Below are 17,207 nucleotides of genomic sequence, written 5' to 3'. Positions count from 1 at the left end.
AGGTTTGGTGATATCACAACCTAGATGAGGTATTTTTAGGAGGCTTCATCCGAACCTTCATCATCAACAAAGCGACCTTATAGGCCGCTCTGTTGTCACTACATAAAACACAGTAAAACCGATTACTCAAAAGGTTCCATTGCTGGCGTTACATCCGCACACTGGCCACGATGACGTAAATAGTGGTCCATTAGAACAATCGCCATCATTGCTTCCGCAATCGGTACCGCGCGAATGCCTACACAAGGGTCATGACGCCCTTTGGTGATCATTTCCACTTCCTCGCCATCACGGTTTAATGTTTTACCTGAAACGGTAATACTGGATGTCGGCTTTAACGCAATATGTGCAATGATAGGCTGACTACTGCTAATACCGCCTAAAATACCGCCTGCATGGTTTGATGTGAAACCATTTCGTGTAATTTCATCACGGTTTTCGCTGCCTTTAAGCGCAATAACACCGAAGCCATCACCAATTTCCACCCCTTTCACTGCATTAATACTCATTAATGCATGAGCGAGATCGGCATCTAATCGGTCAAATACGGGCTCACCTAAGCCTGCAGGCACATGCTCTGCAATGACAGTAATTTTAGCGCCAATCGAATCACCCTCTTTCTTTAAACCGCGCAATAATTCGTCAAGAGCCTCTAATTTGCTTGGATCTGGACAGAAAAATGGGTTTTCTTCGACAATTGACCAGTCTTTAATTTCACAAGCGACGGAGCCCATTTGCGTTAAGCAGCCATGAATTTGCACACCGAGCTTTTCTTGTAAATATTTTTTCGCAATCGCGCCTGCCGCAACACGCATTGCCGTTTCACGTGCTGATGAGCGGCCACCACCACGGTAATCACGCTGGCCGTATTTTTGTTCGTAAGTGTAATCCGCATGGCCCGGCCTAAACACGTTTTTGATTGCACCATAATCTTGCGAACGCTGGTCAGTATTTTCAATCAATAAACCGATGCTGGTTCCGGTTGTTACCCCATTAAATACACCCGATAAAATCTTTACTTGGTCAGGTTCACGACGCGCAGTCGTATAACGTGATGTTCCTGGACGGCGACGGTCTAAATCTTTTTGTAAATCTGCTTCTGTTAGTGCTAAGCCTGGGGGAACCCCATCGACGATGCAACCTAATGCAACCCCGTGTGATTCCCCAAATGTGGTCACACGAAACAGCTGCCCAATTGAATTTCCTGCCATCGGAGTTTCCTATTCTAAGCCATTCTTGTTTTACCAAGAATTTTGGTTGTTAGTTATTATATCGTTGTGTCGTTATTATTGATTACATGATCTTGGAACATCACGCAACTGTTGATTAATCGATATAAAGCTCAAAATGTGCGTGGTGCTCAACAAGTTGCTCACGTGTTAACATAAACACACCATCACCGCCGTATTCGAAGTCCAGCCAAATAAATGGAATTTCAGGGTATTGTTCAATTAAATGAACCATACTGTTACCCACTTCGCACACTAACACCCCTTCTTCCGTCAGAAAACGCGGGGCATTCGCTAAAATACGGCGTACCAGTTTCAAACCATCACTTCCAGCAGCCAGTGCTAATTCAGGCTCGACACGAAACTCTTCTGGTAAATCGTCCATATCTTCCGCATCAACATACGGTGGATTCGTCACGATCAGGTCATATTTAACCTCTGGCATATCACGGAATAAGTCAGAACGAATCGGTATCACACGGTGTTCTAAACCATGATTGGCAATATTTTGTTCAGCCACCGCCAGCACATCACTTGAAATATCAACCGCATCGACTTCTGCATCAGGGAACTCATAAGCACAAGCAATCGCAATACAACCACTTCCGGTACATAAATCAAGAATGGTTTGCGGTTCATCAGCCACTAAGCCAACAAAGTGGTTATTGATTAACTCACCAATTGGCGAGCGAGGGATAAGCACACGTTCATCAACATAAAATTCATGACCACAGAACCATGAACGATTTGTCAGGTATGCAACTGGAATACGCTCATTGATACGGCGTAAAACACGCTCAATAATACGGTGACGCTCTGTTGGCGTTAAGCGGGATGTTAATAGTTCATCGGGCAGGTCTAGAGGCAAGTAAAGTGTTGGTAACACCAATTGTAGCGCCTCATCCCATGGGTTATCTGTACCGTGGCCATAGTACACATTAGCCGCATTAAAGCGGCTCATCGTCCAACGCAAAATATCTTGAATGGTATGAAGTTCTGCAACGGCTTCATCAACGAAAATCTTTTCCAAGAAGGGGTTCTCCAGCCTGTATTTTGAAAGGGAATATATGAATAACTAAAGTTTGCCACGAAGTGAAAGACAAATCAGCAGATTAATATAATAAAATTTGCCCAAAAAGTCTGGTTATCGCGCTTATTAATGAATGCGGTGATGTAAAAACGCCCTTTATTTTAGCTAAAGGGCGTGAGAAAAATAACAAGCTCAGTAAGAAAGTAACAATATTAGCTTTCGTTTTGCAGCACGACTTCCGCCTCTTTCGTAGGTTTTTTGACCCAAAGTGCATAGGCGATAGCCAGTAATACTAACCAAACAATTCCGACATAGAGTGCAATTCGTGTTGATTCAAAATACCCCAGTACACCAAAAACAAATACCATAAATGCGATGGCTAAAATAGGAGCAACAGGCCACATAGGTACAGGAAATTTTAATTGGCTAATTTCTTCTGGCGACATTTTTTTACGCATTGCAAACTGTGACAATAAAATCATCAACCATACCCAAATGGTGGCAAATGTTGCAATTGACGCAATCACTACAAACACATCATCAGGAATGACATAATTCAATACCACTCCGACTAACAGCACCGCAACCATGACTAATACCGTCATCCAAGGCACACCATTTTTTGTCAGCTTGGTAAAGGCTTTTGGCGCTTGTCCTTCATGTGCCATGCCATACATCATACGCCCAGCACCAAAGATATCGCTGTTAATTGCCGAAATTGCCGCAGTGATCACCACAATATTTAAGATATTCGCTGCAGATTGAATACCTAAACTATCGAAAATTTGCACAAACGGGCTACCTTGCTGCCCAATTTGGTTCCACGGGTAAATGCACATTAAGACAAATAAGGTCAGGACATAAAACAGTAAGATGCGAATTGGCACGGCATTAATCGCTCTTGGGATAGTGGTTTCCGGGTTTTTCGCTTCACTCGCGGTAATACCAATAACTTCAATTCCCCCAAACGCAAACATCACCACGGCAAAGGAAGCAATCACCCCACCAATACCATTTGGCATAAACCCATCGTGAATAAATAAGTTTGATACCCCAACCGCATGGTCTGCCGCTTGGCCAAAGCCAAACATCATAATGGCTGCACCACCAACAATCATTGCAATAATCGCAATAACTTTAATGATTGAAAGCCAAAACTCCATTTCGCCGAAAGTTTTCACGTGGCATAGGTTTATTGCACCAATAAAGAAAATAATGCTCAACACCCAGATCCACTGCGCAACCTCCGGAAACCACAGTTTCATATAAACACCAAATGCTGTCACGTCCGCCAAGCAAACAATAAGCATTTCAAAAACATAGGTCCAACCCGCAAAAAAACCGGCTCTCGGCCCTAAATAATGACTAGCATACTGTGAGAACGACCCAGCAAGTGGCCGATGGACCGCCATTTCACCCAACGCTCTCATAACCATAAACACTGCGGCACCGCCGATAATATAGGCGAGTAATACCGCGGGACCAGCGGTTTCTATTGCTTTCGCTGAACCATAAAACAAACCTGTACCAATCGCAGAACCTAAAGCCATAAATCGAATGTGGCGCGCAGAAAGCCCTCGCGCAAGTTGTGATGTGCTTTGCATGATTTATCCTTCGTATTATTTTATTGTCGTGCAGATAAATACTTCAGGCGGCCAGTACATTGCCGGCCACCTTTTATTTGCTTGATAGACTAGTTAGGGAAAACAGTGCCGTCCTTAAAAAGCGCGGACAGTTTATATTGGTTAATTAAATTAATTGCCGCTTCAATATCAGGGGCAAAATAACGGTCTTTATCATAGTAAGCCACTTGGTCACGTAATGTTTTACGTGCTTTCTCCAAGGTTTCACTCGATTTCAAACCTTCGCGGAAATCCATTCCCTGACACGCTGAAAGCCATTCAATGGCTAAAATACCCGTGACATTCTTTGCCATTTCCCATAAACGACGACCCGCGGCAGGCGCCATCGAGACATGGTCTTCTTGGTTGGCTGATGTCGGCAGGCTATCAACACTCGAAGGATGGGCTAATGCTTTGTTTTCACTGGCTAATGCAGCCGCGGTGACTTGAGCTATCATAAAACCTGAGTTAACCCCCCCATTATTCACTAAGAAAGGAGGCAACTGTGACATGTGGGTATCCATCAATAATGCAATACGGCGTTCAGATAACGCACCGATTTCCGCTAACGCAAGCGCAATATTATCGGCTGCCATAGCAACAGGCTCTGCATGGAAGTTACCACCTGAAATAATATCGCCATTATCGGTAAAGACTAGCGGGTTATCCGACACGGCATTTGATTCAATTAAAATCACTTCAGCGGCTTGGCGAATTTGGGTTAAACAAGCCCCCATCACTTGTGGCTGACAACGTAGTGAATAAGGGTCTTGCACTTTCACGCAGTTCTCATGGGACTTCGCCAACTCACTGGTCGGTGATAAAACATCACGGAACATCGCCGCAACATCAATTTGCCCTTTTTGCCCTCGAACCTCTTGCACGCGTGCATCGAACGGTTTACGAGAGCCCAGTGTAGCTTCAACACTAAGCGCACCACAAACAATGCCAGATAACAGCAATTTTTCTGCTTCAAATAACCCTTTCAACGCAAAAGCCGTGGAGGTTTGCGTGCCGTTTAATAGGGCTAAACCTTCTTTAGCTTCCAATTTTAGTGGCGCTAACCCTGCTTTTTCTAACGCTTTTTTCGCTGAAATCCATTTGCCTTCATAGCGTGCTTTCCCTTCCCCTAACAGAATTAGACTCATATGTGCTAATGGCGCTAAGTCGCCAGAAGCCCCCACAGAGCCCTTCGCAGGAATAAATGGATAAACTTGTGCATTCACTAATGCAATCAAGGCATTAATGACTTCAAGACGAATACCCGAGAAACCACGAGCTAAACTATTAATTTTGAGCACCATGATTAAACGCACGAGGTCGTCATCTAACGGCTCGCCAACACCCGCAGCGTGAGACATCACGATAGAGCGTTGTAATGATTGCAGATCTTTAGTCGCAATGCGAGTATTGGCAAGCAAACCAAACCCCGTATTGATACCGTAAGCGGTTCTATCTTCTTCAATAATTTTATTGACCGTCGCCACACTTTTCTCAATAGCCGTGTGAGCGCGTTTATCCAATACCACTGTTACTGCTTGTTGGAAAACAATGCGGAGGTCTTCGAGTGTCATTTTTCCTGGGTGAATAGTTAACTTAGTCATTAATGGCACTCCTTAACGTGTTTTAATCATTGGTAAATTAAGATTTTTTTCTTGCGCACAAGCAATAGCAATATCATAGCCAGCATCAGCATGGCGCATGACACCAGTTGCCGGGTCATTGTGCAATACTCGAGCAATACGCTCTGCAGCTTCATCCGTTCCATCACACACAATCACTACCCCTGAGTGCTGAGAGAAGCCCATGCCTACGCCACCACCGTGATGTAAAGACACCCACGTCGCACCACTGGCTGTATTTAATAACGCATTGAGTAACGGCCAGTCTGAAACAGCATCAGAGCCATCTTTCATGGATTCTGTTTCTCGATTTGGGCTTGCTACTGAACCTGAGTCTAGGTGGTCACGGCCGATAACAATTGGAGCCGAAACCTCGCCGCTTCTGACCATCTCATTGAATGCTAAACCTAATTTAACGCGATCCCCAAGCCCGACCCAACAGATACGCGCTGGCAAACCTTGAAAGCTGATACGTTCACGCGCCATATCCAACCAGCGGTGCAAGTGCTTATCATCCGGTAAAAGTTCTTTCACTTTCGCATCGGTTTTATAGATATCTTCAGGATCCCCTGATAACGCAACCCAGCGGAATGGACCAACACCGCGGCAAAATAGTGGGCGAATATAAGCAGGCACAAAACCAGGGAAATCAAACGCATTCTCTACGCCCATTTCCAACGCCATTTGGCGAATATTGTTCCCATAATCAAACGTAGGAATGCCTTGTTGTTTGAACGCTAACATGGCTTTAACATGCTCAGCCATAGATTTTTTCGCTGCCAACGCGGTGGCTTGGGGCTCTTGAACACTGCGTTCACGGTACTCTTCCCAGCTCATCCCAATTGGCAAATAACCATTTAGCGGGTCATGAGCACTTGTCTGATCGGTCACCATATCCGGTTTTACACCACGTTTGACAAGCTCAGGAAGAATTTCAGCGGCATTGGCACACAGTGCAATAGAAATGGCTTTTCCTTCCGATGTGTATTTTTTAAGACGCGCTAATGCATCATCAAGGTCGGCCGCTTGTTCATCCACATAGTGAGTTCTTAAACGGAAATCAATACGGCTTTGCTGGCACTCAATATTCAATGAGCATGCACCAGCCAATGTTGCAGCAAGAGGTTGCGCTCCCCCCATTCCACCCAAACCTGCAGTCAATACCCAACGCCCGGTTAAATCACCATTAAAGTGCTGACGAGCGGCTTCCACAAAGGTTTCATACGTTCCTTGAACAATGCCTTGGCTACCGATATAAATCCAGCTACCTGCCGTCATTTGCCCGTACATGGCGAGGCCTTTCGCATCCAACTCATTGAAATGCTCCCAGTTTGCCCAATGTGGCACTATATTTGAGTTAGCAATTAAAACACGTGGAGCATTTGCATGGGTTTTGAAAACACCGACGGGCTTACCTGACTGTACCAACAGTGTTTCATCGCTCTCGAGCTGTTTCAGGGACTCAACAATTTGGTCATAACATTGCCAATTCCGTGCCGCACGCCCAATGCCACCATAGACCACTAATTCATGAGGGTTTTCTGCAACATCCGGGTCAAGGTTATTCATTAACATACGTAATGGGGCTTCAGTGAGCCAACTTTTGGCACTTAATGTGCTCCCCCGCGGCGCCCTAATTTCGATATTTCGATATTTATTATTCAGTCCTGTCACTTGTATACCCTCTTTTATCTGTCCATTAACGACCTTTTACTGTTCTTATAGATATAGTTGTATATACATGTACGATCAATTAATCTTTTAACATAAAGATTAAAAAAATATGATATAAAAATATTTTTAGTCAAATAAAACAATGGAATAAATAAATCACCTGATATTTTGCTGTATTTTCTTTATTCTAAATCTGCATACTAGATCACATTTGATTTACAATAAATTCACACAAAATAGGTAAAGAAGGCATGCACTCGATACGATAAGCGGAAAATATGTTGTATATCATTCCGCCCATACTTTTACGTGGAGAAATAACTTATGACGTGAAACTACCTTTAAGCTTATAGCGGTGACCAGGAAACAATAGTTTGGTACTTGTCACCGTGAAAGACTGGGACCAAGTACGCCTTGTAATTAACAAACAAGATGCGCCTGTGGTAATTTGCAATAACCTCGCTGAGCGCTCATCTGCCTCTACGGCCTCAACAATATGCTCCCCTTGTGTTAAAGGAGCGACTTGAGACAAATAATCATGCGGTGTAATCGATGAAAAATTTTGCTTTAAATAGTCAGGTGCTGCTAAGGCATTGACATATCTGTCTTCAATTTGTACAGGGACATCATTTTCTAAATGAACAATAATAGAATGAAACACGGCGCTATCTGGGCTGATATTTAATTCATTTGCGAGCGCTGGAGACGCTTGTATTTCTTCGAGCTTAATGATCCTGCAACTGTATTTATGGTTTCTTGCCAGTATTTCGGCTTCAATACTGTGTATTTCAAATAGTGCGGATTGCCCCTTTGGCTCAGCCACAAACGTTCCCACACCTTGCAAGCGAACCAATAACCCTTCAGCCGTTAATTCACGTAGTGCTCGGTTAGCGGTCATCCGGCTACATTGAAACTGTGTCACGAGCTCAGACTCAGATGGAATACGGTCATTTGCCTTCCACTCTGCCGTATGGATCTTTTCAATTATCGATTGTTTTACTTGCAAATAGAGTGGGAGCGGTGCCCCCTGTTTATCCTTTTTATCGGCTGTCACAGTCATTTCCAATTTAATGATTAAAATCTTAAGTATTAATATGCTATTCATTGCATAGCATACAACACGACCTTAGTGCTATCGGACATTTTTTATCCTGACAGTCGCGAATAAAAACATCATGCTTAATTATTAAGCATTCACATAATTAAACGATGTAATTTTAATAAAAACAAACAAAAAACAGAAAATATTTAGGGTAAATTGCGGCAAACAACATCATTTACCGCTATTAATTATTGTTATTTTCGTAGCTAGAACTGCGGGTCACATATATCACCCGTTTCGATGGGTAATTTTGCCTCCATGCACTCTGATGAACAATGGATTACTCCCTTGTTCATAAATCATTTCAACAGGCTCTTGCGCATTCCACACAACAAAATCCGCAACAAAACCCACTTTTAATTGCCCATGGCTATTTTCGCGGCCTAACGCCTTCGCAGCGTTACGTGTCACCCCTGCCCATATCTCTTCAGGTGTCAGCTTAAATAATACGGCCGCCATATTCATAATAATACGCAATGAGGCAAAAGGGCTGGTACCTGGGTTAAAATCTGTTGAGACCGCCATAGGAACGTCATGTTCCCGTAACAGCTCAATTGGTGGTAGTTTGGTTTCCCGTAAAAAATAAAATGCCCCCGGCAATAAGACGGCTACGGTTCCGCTCGCTTTAAGTGCTTTAATCCCTTCTAGGTCCAAATATTCAATATGGTCAACCGACAAACCTTTGTAGCGGGCAACCAACTCGCTGCCACCTAAGTTTGATAACTGCTCCACATGCCCTTTTACTGGGATCCCTAACTTCTGAGCCGCTGAAAATAACTTTTCACTTTGAGCAAGGGAAAATCCCACACTTTCACAAAAAACATCTACTGCCTCAAACAGGCCTTTTTCCCATAATTCAGGCATGATTTTTTGGCAAATCAAATCAATATATTCATCAGGTTTATCTTTATATTCAGCGGGGACAGTGTGAGCAGAAAGTAAAGTTGAACTGACTGAAATAGGATATTGTGCAGATAACTGCTTTGCGACTAATAATTGTTTTTCTTCATTTTCATAGTCGAGCCCATAGCCTGATTTCATTTCAATACTTGTGACACCTTCTTGAATTAATGCTTCGAGCCTTGGCTTTGCCCGATCAAATAATTCGTTCTCGCTCATTTTGCGGGTTTCACGCACAGTCGAATTAATTCCGCCACCTTGCGCACTAATAGTTTCATAAGAAACCCCATTCATTCGCTGTTCCCATTCAGAAGCTCGGTCGCCGCCAAAAACTAAATGTGTATGGCAATCGATTAATCCAGGAGTTATTAATTTACCTTCGACATCAATAACTTCGCAGTCATTCAATTCAATGTCTTGAGTAGGAACAATTGCAACTATTTTATTATCACGAACAACTAAATCATGGTGATTAATCAGTCCATAAGGGGCTGATAGTACTGGATCCATAGTGGCAATACGGCCATTACGCCAAACGACATCCCGAGAGTGTGTTTTGAATACCATCGCTTTTCCTATTGTTGTTGAATTCAGTTTTATTCATTGCATTAATAAATCGTATAGATATGTATATACAATTAGACTAGCAAGTCCCCTTTTGTCAATGCTTACCTGTAAAAAGGTTATAAATATGTTACTTCACGCGAACAATCTACGATTATCACCATTCATTAAAAATGAGTTACACTAGCAACCAGAAAAATTAATCACAAAAATACATTACTAAAATTATGAAGAAAAAATTTGGTCTAGAAGATGAAGACATTCGTCTTTTCAAAGAAGCCATTAATGGAGCAAAAAAAATCCGTCAGGACCAAGTCCTGCACGCACCTGTACGTGCCAAAGTGACACAAGCATCAAATAAAAAAGTCATGCAAGAACAGGTTGACGCCTCTTTTTATTTTTCAGATGAATTCCAGCCTCAACTTGAAAATGAAGGGCCTACACGTTATTTAAGGCCAGAAGCCAACCCTTATGAATTAAAGAAACTTCGTCGGGGTGACTACGTTCCCGAGCTATTTTTAGATTTACATGGCTTAACACAAATGGAAGCAAAACAAGAAATTGGCGCGCTTATTGCGGCCTGTAAGCGTGAAAATGTCTATTGTGCCTGCATTATGCACGGCCATGGCAAGCATGTTTTAAAGCAGCAAACACCACTATGGCTTGCCCAACATCCTGATATTATTGCTTTTCACCAAGCACCTAAAGAATGGGGTGGTAATGCTGCCTTATTACTACTTATTGAAACTGCAGAGAGCGCTCGCCGTTAAGCGCTCATACTGTTCTGTATTATTTAGCAAACAGCAATTGTGATGGGCTCAACATCCATTCGAAATGACTTTTCTGATGAGCCACATCAATATCTACGCATGCAACTGTTGATGTGGTGAACATAGGTGGTTCTTTATGTGGGCACAGCTCCGATACTAAATAACCAACCAGCGGTAAATGAGATACAACTAATATCGCATTTGCACCTAGCACAGCAAGGTCTCGAATATGATCAGCCACAAATTCAGCATTCCCTCCAGGTGTTAATTGCCCTAAAATTTCCGACTTTGCTGGCAAATCAAGGTATTGACTCACAACCTGCCTAGTTTGTTCGGCTCTTAAATAAGGGCTTACTAACACCGAATCAATCTTAATACCTTGGTTCTGTAACCATTGAGCCATTAATACTGAGTCGTCTTTTCCCTTTTGAGTCAATGGGCGCTCAGCATCGCTAGGCGCTTGTATCGCTGCATCACCGTGACGCATAATGTAAACTTGCATAATCCACCATCTGAGTAACCTACCTTATTAAGGTGGTTATTCTTTTGTTGTTAAGATAATTGTTGTAAAAGTAACCATCAGTTGGGGTGAAATGTGATTCTGCATGAAATGACCAACAAAGAAAATGATTTGGGTAGATTTTTATGTATGTTTCTTTAGCTGGCTATGTTGTGGGCTAAAATTTGCTATTTATTATCAATCAGTTAAAGATAATATAATTATTTATTCTAATCATGCGAACTTTACTTAAAAAAGCCTGATAACCAAAAATATGTTTGGTATCAGGCATTGATTGGTTTTATTAAAAAAGCAACAAACAGCTAATAGGCTAGCTTACCGCGCCATTATTGTTCATTACTTGGTTTTATTACATCAACCCCACCTTCTACATTGGTAGAAAAAAAGGTTCGATTATTCTCTGCCATGTTACATAGCAATTCACAAGGCTGGAATTTATCACCATATTTCACGGCGAGGTTATTCAGAGTTTCCACCGTTTTTGCAATCCCTAGGCTATCCATATACCTAAACGGACCACCAAAGAAGGGCGGGAAACCGATACCAAATACCGCTCCCACATCCCCATCACGCGCACTTTTAATGATGTTTTCATCAAGGCAGCGGGCAGCTTCGTTAAGCATCATCATGACACAGCGCTGTGCAATATCCGCTTTAGTCAATGTATTGTTGGGAACTACGCCAATCAGTGAATAAATGGTTTTATCGACTTGACGTTTACTGGCTTTTTTCCAAAACCACAACTTATTGGTGTGATGACCATATTTATAAAAACCTTTGCCGTTTTTCTTACCTTTACGGCCATCTTTAACGACTTTGTCGAGGATATCAGGGGCTTTGAAACGCTCACCAAAACGTTCAACTAAAATCGGTAAAATTTTTGTTCCTACATCAATGCCCACTTCATCCAACAAATTAAATGGCCCAACAGGGAAGCCAAATTCAATTAAAGCGCGATCAATGTGTTCTATTGATTCACCTTCAACAAGGCATTGAGCAGCTTCACACAAGAAAGGCGCTAAAATGCGATTTACATAAAAACCGGCATCATCCCCTACGACAATGGCTGTTTTACCTTGACGTTTTGCTAAAGCAACAACGGTTGCAATCGTTGTTTCGTCTGTTTGTTGGTGAGGGATGACTTCAACCAACGGCATTTTATCGACGGGACTAAAATAGTGTAAGCCAATCACTTTTTCGGGATGAATCGCTTTCTGTGCAATTTGGTGAATAGGTAAAGATGATGTATTAGAAGCAAAAATGGCTTGTTGTTTCGACATCTGTTCAACTTCAGCAACCATTTTTTGTTTTAGAGCCAAATCTTCAAACACGGCTTCAATAACAATATCTGCGTTTTCAAGCCCTTGATAACTCAATATGCCTGATACCTTAGCCATAATAGCGGCACGTTCTCGGGCTAATAACCGCCGCTTGATAACTCGCTGAGTCAGTAGATCCCAGCTATAACGCAAAGCTTGGGTGACACCTTTATCTGAAATATCTTTAATACGAACCGGCAATTTACCTTGAAAAGCGGTGACATAAGCAATTCCGCCCCCCATCAACCCGCCACCAAGCACACCAACTTGATTAATCTTCAAGGGTGTTGCTTGTGCCCCCGTTTCATTTTTTAACGCAGTAACCGCAAAAAATAAATTACGTAATGCAGCAGACTCTGGTGTCATCACAAGCTCACCAAAGGCTTTCGCTTCTTCTGCATAACCGGCTTGCAACCCTTTATTCATTCCTGTTTTCACAACATGAATAATTTTTTCAGGGGCTGGGTAATGGCCTTTGGTTTTGCTGAGTGCTTTTTGTTTGGCGCTATCGAACACTTTATTGCGAAGTAATTTGCTGCTTAATAAGCGCTGTTGCCAATGAATAGCAGGACGCTGAACGCCCCCTTTTTTCACCATTTTAACTGCAACGTCGAGTAAAATAGACTCAGGAACCACATCATCAACCAACCCTAATTTCAGCGCCTGTTTAGCTTTTAGCTGGCGGCCTGTCAGCATTAAATCCAATGCATGCGGAATACCAATCAACCGAGGTAAACGCTGAGTTCCCCCGGAGCCAGGTAATAGCCCCAATTGTACTTCAGGCAAGCCTAATTTCGTTTTATCATCATTGGAGCAAACCCGCGCATGACATGCCAAAGCAAGCTCTAGCCCACCCCCTAAACACGCACCATGTATCGCAGCAATAATAGGCAATGGGTAGTTATCGATTTTATCAAACAGTACATGACCTGCTTTTGACAATTCACTGGCTTGGGACTTATTTTCACAGCCTGCTATCATGCTAATGTCCGCACCAGCAATAAAATTATCTTTTTTTCCTGAGGTAATAACTAACCCTTTCAGGCCAGAGGTAGACTGCGCTTGTTGTAAAATCGCAAGGAATTGCTCCGCAAACTCAGCTTTTAATGTATTGACTTTTTCATTGGGAACATCAATGAAGATCACCCCCACGTTTTCGCCATAAATATCTAAGCTAAAAGCTTGTTGTATTGTTTCTCTCGCAACTTCTGTAGCAGAATTTTGAGCCATTATTCCACCTCTAAAATCATTGCTGCACCTAAACCACCCGCAGCACAAGCTGTTGTTAAACCAAAACCACCACCCCGTCTGCGCAATTCATTTAGGGTTTGAGTCACCATTCGTGCGCCTGTGGCTGCAAATGGGTGCCCATACGCGATAGAACCACCTAAGACGTTAAATTTAGCCATATCCACTTCGCCAATTGCGTTATCCATTCCCAGTTTCTCCTGAGCGAATTTACGGCTACCAAACATGTGTAAATTAGCGAGCGTTTGCGCAGCAAAGGCCTCATGCATATCAATCAAGGATAAATCTTGCAACGATAACCCTGCACGTTTTAATGCGAGTGGTGTGGCATAAGAAGGCCCTAATAGCATATCTTCCCATACGTCTATCGCTGAAAACGCATAGCTTCGAATGTAGCCTAACGGTGTATAACCCAACGATTTCGCACGAGATTCTGTCATCATCAACACTGCTGCGGCGCCATCGGTCAGCGGAGTACTGTTTGCGGCGGTAACACTACCGTGTTTACGGTCAAAGGCAGGTTTTAATTTCGCATAAGATGATAATACTGAGTTTGTTCGTACATTGTTATCTTGGGAAAATGCTAGCTTAAAGGGAGGCATATACGCAGTCATAACTTCATTATTTAAAGCACCATTTTCCCACGCTTTTGTCGCTAATATATGCGAACGATGAGCAAGCTCATCTTGCTGGGCTCGGCTAATTTGATAACTTTTCGCCATTTGCTCCGCGGTATCTCCCATACGCAGCCCTGTAGAATATTCCGCAACACCGGGTGCAACTGGCGCTAAATCCTTCAAACGTAATTTCGCTAACAATGATAATTTTTGCCCAACAGACTTTGCTTTGCTTAATGCTAATAACGTCTCGGCCAATTTTTTTGATACGCCAATAGGAAGCACAGAAGATGAATCGGCCCCGCCAGCAATACCGATAGAAATATCACCTACCATCATACTTTGAGCAACGTTAACAATTGCTTGAAAACTTGTCGCACAGGCTCTTGATACACTATAGGCATCTGTTGAGACACTCATACCTGTTCCAAGAACAATTTCCCGCGCAATATTCGGCGCTTCAGGCATTTGTACTACTTGCCCAAATACCAGTTGCTCAATAAGGTTTTTGTCTAAATCACTGCGGGCTAATAATTCAGCAACGACTGCTTTACCTAAATCGACGGCTGGAATTCCTGCATATGCCGTAGATTGCTTTGCAAAAGGCAAGCGTAGACCACTGACAATGGCGATCCTTTCTTTTGTTTTATCTGTATTTTCACCATGGTGGAGATATTGATTCATGGTCGCTCCTGCTAAAAGCAAAAATGAAAATTATAGTTAACTAACTCACTAAGCGGACAAAGAGGTCTGACCTGTAATGATTGTTAACATAAAATTCACAATTATCAATGGGTATTAATAAAAAATGCGAGCAGGTACGCAACTTAGAGTAAAAACACAGCGATTTGCAATAGAAGAAAGTGAAAAGATAAAGGAAGCCTTTTACCACTGAACGTTAATCACACCATCGTTTTAGTGATAAAAGGCAAATTAGAGTAAATTCAATCGTTTGATTAACGAAGGCCTAATTGAAAAATCAGGCTTTCAGCTTCACAGCTAAAACTAAACTCAGCCGTCAGCTCAACTCCACCCTCTACAGACTTGATAGAATGAGTTATTACACAAGGGTCTGACTCAACAGATTTTGCTTTCTCTGTGAGTGTTTTCAACATGGTTTCTGCTTCACCTTGTGTAGCAAAAACATGCTGATACGAAGCAGTACAGTCTTTATTATCCAATACTGTTCCCACATCTACACAGCAGCAGGCTGCGGTTTCATCCGCGCTACAACGGTTAATCGCATCAGTCATCTTACTCTCCAAATAAACAAACTGTTAAGCTGCTATCATAACGCTGAAAAAGTGCTAAAAACTAGTGTGTATCAAAATATATCGCTAATAATTAAACATAAGTTTGATCTTACCCCGTATTCGTATACTTATTGCTCCCAATTCGTCAGTTTATGTTGCCATTTTGTTAAATATGTCGCATTTTTGAAAACAAAGTCACAATAACTGCAAAACAAGCTTGCAACATATCAGGTGGTCAGACCTATACTCTAGTAACTGGTCTGATTTGTCATAGCGGCAAGGGACCCTACAATTCTGCGCTTCTTGCGATAGAAGTCGCTTTATTCAAAATAAAACATAAGAGGGTTTTGGTCATGAACCAGAAAAACCTGTTCTCTAGATCAGCTTTAGCAATAGCAGTGGCAATTGTATCATCCAACGCAGGCGCGGCTGGTTTTTTGCTTAATGAATATTCTACATCCGCACTGGGACGCGCGTTTTCGGGGGCTGGTGCGATGGGCGACAACGCAAGTGAGGGAAGCCGAAACCCTGCTGCCATGATGTTGTTTGATCGCCCTTCTCTTTCTATTGGTGCTGTTTATATTGACCCAAGTGTTGATATTAAAGGGCGTGATAGCAGTGCTTTTACTGCCAATGATATAGCACCAAGTGCCGTTGTGCCCAATGCCCATTTCATTTTCCCAATTAATGACAAGTGGGCTGTTGGTACCTCAATGACCACCAACTTTGGTTTAGCTACCGATTTTCCTAAAGATTATGCAGGTGGACCTGTTGGTGGGAAAACAGATTTAAAAACGGTTAACTTAAATCTAAGCGGCGCCTATCGTTTAAATGACAATTTTAGCTTTGGTTTAGGCGTTAATGCAGTCTATGCTGATGCCGAAATCACACGTCATATGGGAATAGGGGCATCTCAACTTCCTCCTGCGCTTGGCGTCACATCAAGTACAACAGCCGCTAAACTCAAAGGTGATGACTGGGGCTATGGTTGGAATACAGGTATATTGTATGAGTTTAATCAAGACAACCGTTTAAGCTTAACGTATCGCTCAAAAGTTAAAGTTAAATTTGAAGATGGTAAATTTTCAAACGACCTTCCTGCCATGGTTGGTGGGTTAAATGGTGGCAGTGTTAAAGGTAAACTTGACCTTAATTTACCTGATATCTGGGAATTTTCCGGGTACCATAAAGTTGCACCTAAGTGGGCTCTACACTACAGTGTTGCCTATACTGGCTGGAGTGAATTTAAAGAGTTAACCGCTTATCAAAAAAGTAATGGCAAAGAGCTATTCCATAAACCTGAGCATTTCAAAGATGCTTGGCGTTTAGCTTTGGGTACCACTTATTTCTATGACGACAACTGGACATTCCGTACCGGTATCGCCTACGACCAAACGCCTGTTCGTGCAGAATACCGTTCAATTTCTATACCTGACCAAGATCGCTACTGGTTAAGTGCGGGCTCAACTTACGCATTCAATGAAAACACTTCTGTTGATGTGGGTATTGCTTATATGCATGGCAAGAAGGTTAATATCAATGAAATGTTAAAAGAAGGTGACCCAAGCACAACAACTCGCTTCAAATCTGAAGGTTCTGCTTGGTTATACGGCGTAAACTTCAACTATACATTCTAATTAATTGAATTTTTAAGTATCAGGGAGTTCACTCCCTGATACTATTTTCAACTTCAACTATCTCATCTCACTAATTTTCAAAACTTAACATAAATTTTCT

At 42.4% G+C, this 17,207-nt stretch carries 13 protein-coding genes; 2 read left to right on the top strand and 11 right to left on the bottom strand.

The features are described 5' to 3' along the window. Window positions 1-122: 122 nt before the first annotated feature. From aroC to hutI, 7 genes are all read right to left on the bottom strand, one after another. Window positions 123-1,211 carry a chorismate synthase gene (gene aroC / locus P3L44_RS07885; RefSeq protein WP_272662594.1) on the bottom strand — a complete coding sequence of 363 codons (1,089 nt, stop codon included), beginning with the start codon at window positions 1,209-1,211 and terminating at the stop codon, window positions 123-125. Between the two features lie 115 nt (window positions 1,212-1,326). Beyond that, window positions 1,327-2,259 carry a 50S ribosomal protein L3 N(5)-glutamine methyltransferase gene (gene prmB / locus P3L44_RS07880; protein WP_004257202.1) on the bottom strand — a complete coding sequence of 311 codons (933 nt, stop codon included), beginning with the start codon at window positions 2,257-2,259 and terminating at the stop codon, window positions 1,327-1,329. A 212-nt stretch (window positions 2,260-2,471) separates the two neighbouring features. Further along, on the bottom strand, window positions 2,472-3,863 hold the full coding sequence (locus tag P3L44_RS07875; RefSeq protein ID WP_036957973.1) for an amino acid permease: 1,392 nt from the start codon (window positions 3,861-3,863) through the stop codon (window positions 2,472-2,474). 89 nt (window positions 3,864-3,952) lie between these two features. After that, window positions 3,953-5,485, bottom strand: coding sequence for a histidine ammonia-lyase (gene hutH / locus P3L44_RS07870; RefSeq protein ID WP_140172344.1), 1,533 nt, complete (start codon window positions 5,483-5,485; stop codon window positions 3,953-3,955). 12 nt (window positions 5,486-5,497) lie between these two features. Next, entirely contained in the window at window positions 5,498-7,177 is a 1,680-nt protein-coding gene (hutU, locus tag P3L44_RS07865; RefSeq protein WP_272662595.1) for a urocanate hydratase, read from the bottom strand. Window positions 7,178-7,499: 322 nt separating this feature from the next. Further along, entirely contained in the window at window positions 7,500-8,237 is a 738-nt protein-coding gene (gene hutC, locus P3L44_RS07860; protein ID WP_036957971.1) for a histidine utilization repressor, read from the bottom strand. A 270-nt stretch (window positions 8,238-8,507) separates the two neighbouring features. After that, window positions 8,508-9,746, bottom strand: coding sequence for an imidazolonepropionase (gene hutI / locus P3L44_RS07855; RefSeq protein ID WP_272662596.1), 1,239 nt, complete (start codon window positions 9,744-9,746; stop codon window positions 8,508-8,510). 224 nt (window positions 9,747-9,970) lie between these two features. Between hutI and smrB the strand changes: the two genes are divergently transcribed. After that, a complete protein-coding gene (gene smrB, locus P3L44_RS07850) occupies window positions 9,971-10,513 on the top strand; it encodes an endonuclease SmrB (RefSeq protein ID WP_004257192.1) in 543 nt (180 codons plus the stop codon). A gap of 19 nt (window positions 10,514-10,532) precedes the next feature. Here the strand turns inward: smrB and sixA are convergent, their stop codons facing one another. From sixA to P3L44_RS07830, 4 genes are all read right to left on the bottom strand, one after another. Continuing rightward, complete coding sequence (gene sixA / locus P3L44_RS07845; protein WP_004257190.1) at window positions 10,533-11,015, bottom strand: phosphohistidine phosphatase SixA; 483 nt, start codon at window positions 11,013-11,015, stop codon at window positions 10,533-10,535. Window positions 11,016-11,359: 344 nt separating this feature from the next. Then, complete coding sequence (gene fadJ / locus P3L44_RS07840; RefSeq protein ID WP_272662597.1) at window positions 11,360-13,582, bottom strand: fatty acid oxidation complex subunit alpha FadJ; 2,223 nt, start codon at window positions 13,580-13,582, stop codon at window positions 11,360-11,362. Then, a complete protein-coding gene (gene fadI, locus P3L44_RS07835) occupies window positions 13,582-14,901 on the bottom strand; it encodes an acetyl-CoA C-acyltransferase FadI (protein WP_272662599.1) in 1,320 nt (439 codons plus the stop codon). The genes fadJ and fadI overlap by 1 nt, the downstream gene beginning before the upstream one ends. Before the next feature lie 272 nt (window positions 14,902-15,173). Continuing rightward, on the bottom strand, window positions 15,174-15,470 hold the full coding sequence (locus tag P3L44_RS07830; RefSeq protein ID WP_004257173.1) for a YfcZ/YiiS family protein: 297 nt from the start codon (window positions 15,468-15,470) through the stop codon (window positions 15,174-15,176). A 353-nt stretch (window positions 15,471-15,823) separates the two neighbouring features. On the opposite strand from P3L44_RS07830, the gene fadL reads away from it, so the two are divergent. Further along, window positions 15,824-17,107 (top strand): long-chain fatty acid transporter FadL, encoded by a 1,284-nt coding sequence (gene fadL, locus P3L44_RS07825; protein WP_110591940.1) that lies wholly within the window; start codon window positions 15,824-15,826, stop codon window positions 17,105-17,107. Window positions 17,108-17,207 lie beyond the last annotated feature (100 nt).

The organism is Providencia sp. PROV175 (assembly GCF_032707045.1).
Taxonomy (GTDB): domain Bacteria; phylum Pseudomonadota; class Gammaproteobacteria; order Enterobacterales; family Enterobacteriaceae; genus Providencia; species Providencia hangzhouensis.
Note: the sequence above shows the minus strand (reverse complement) of the source record. Positions and strands in the feature narration are given on the sequence as shown.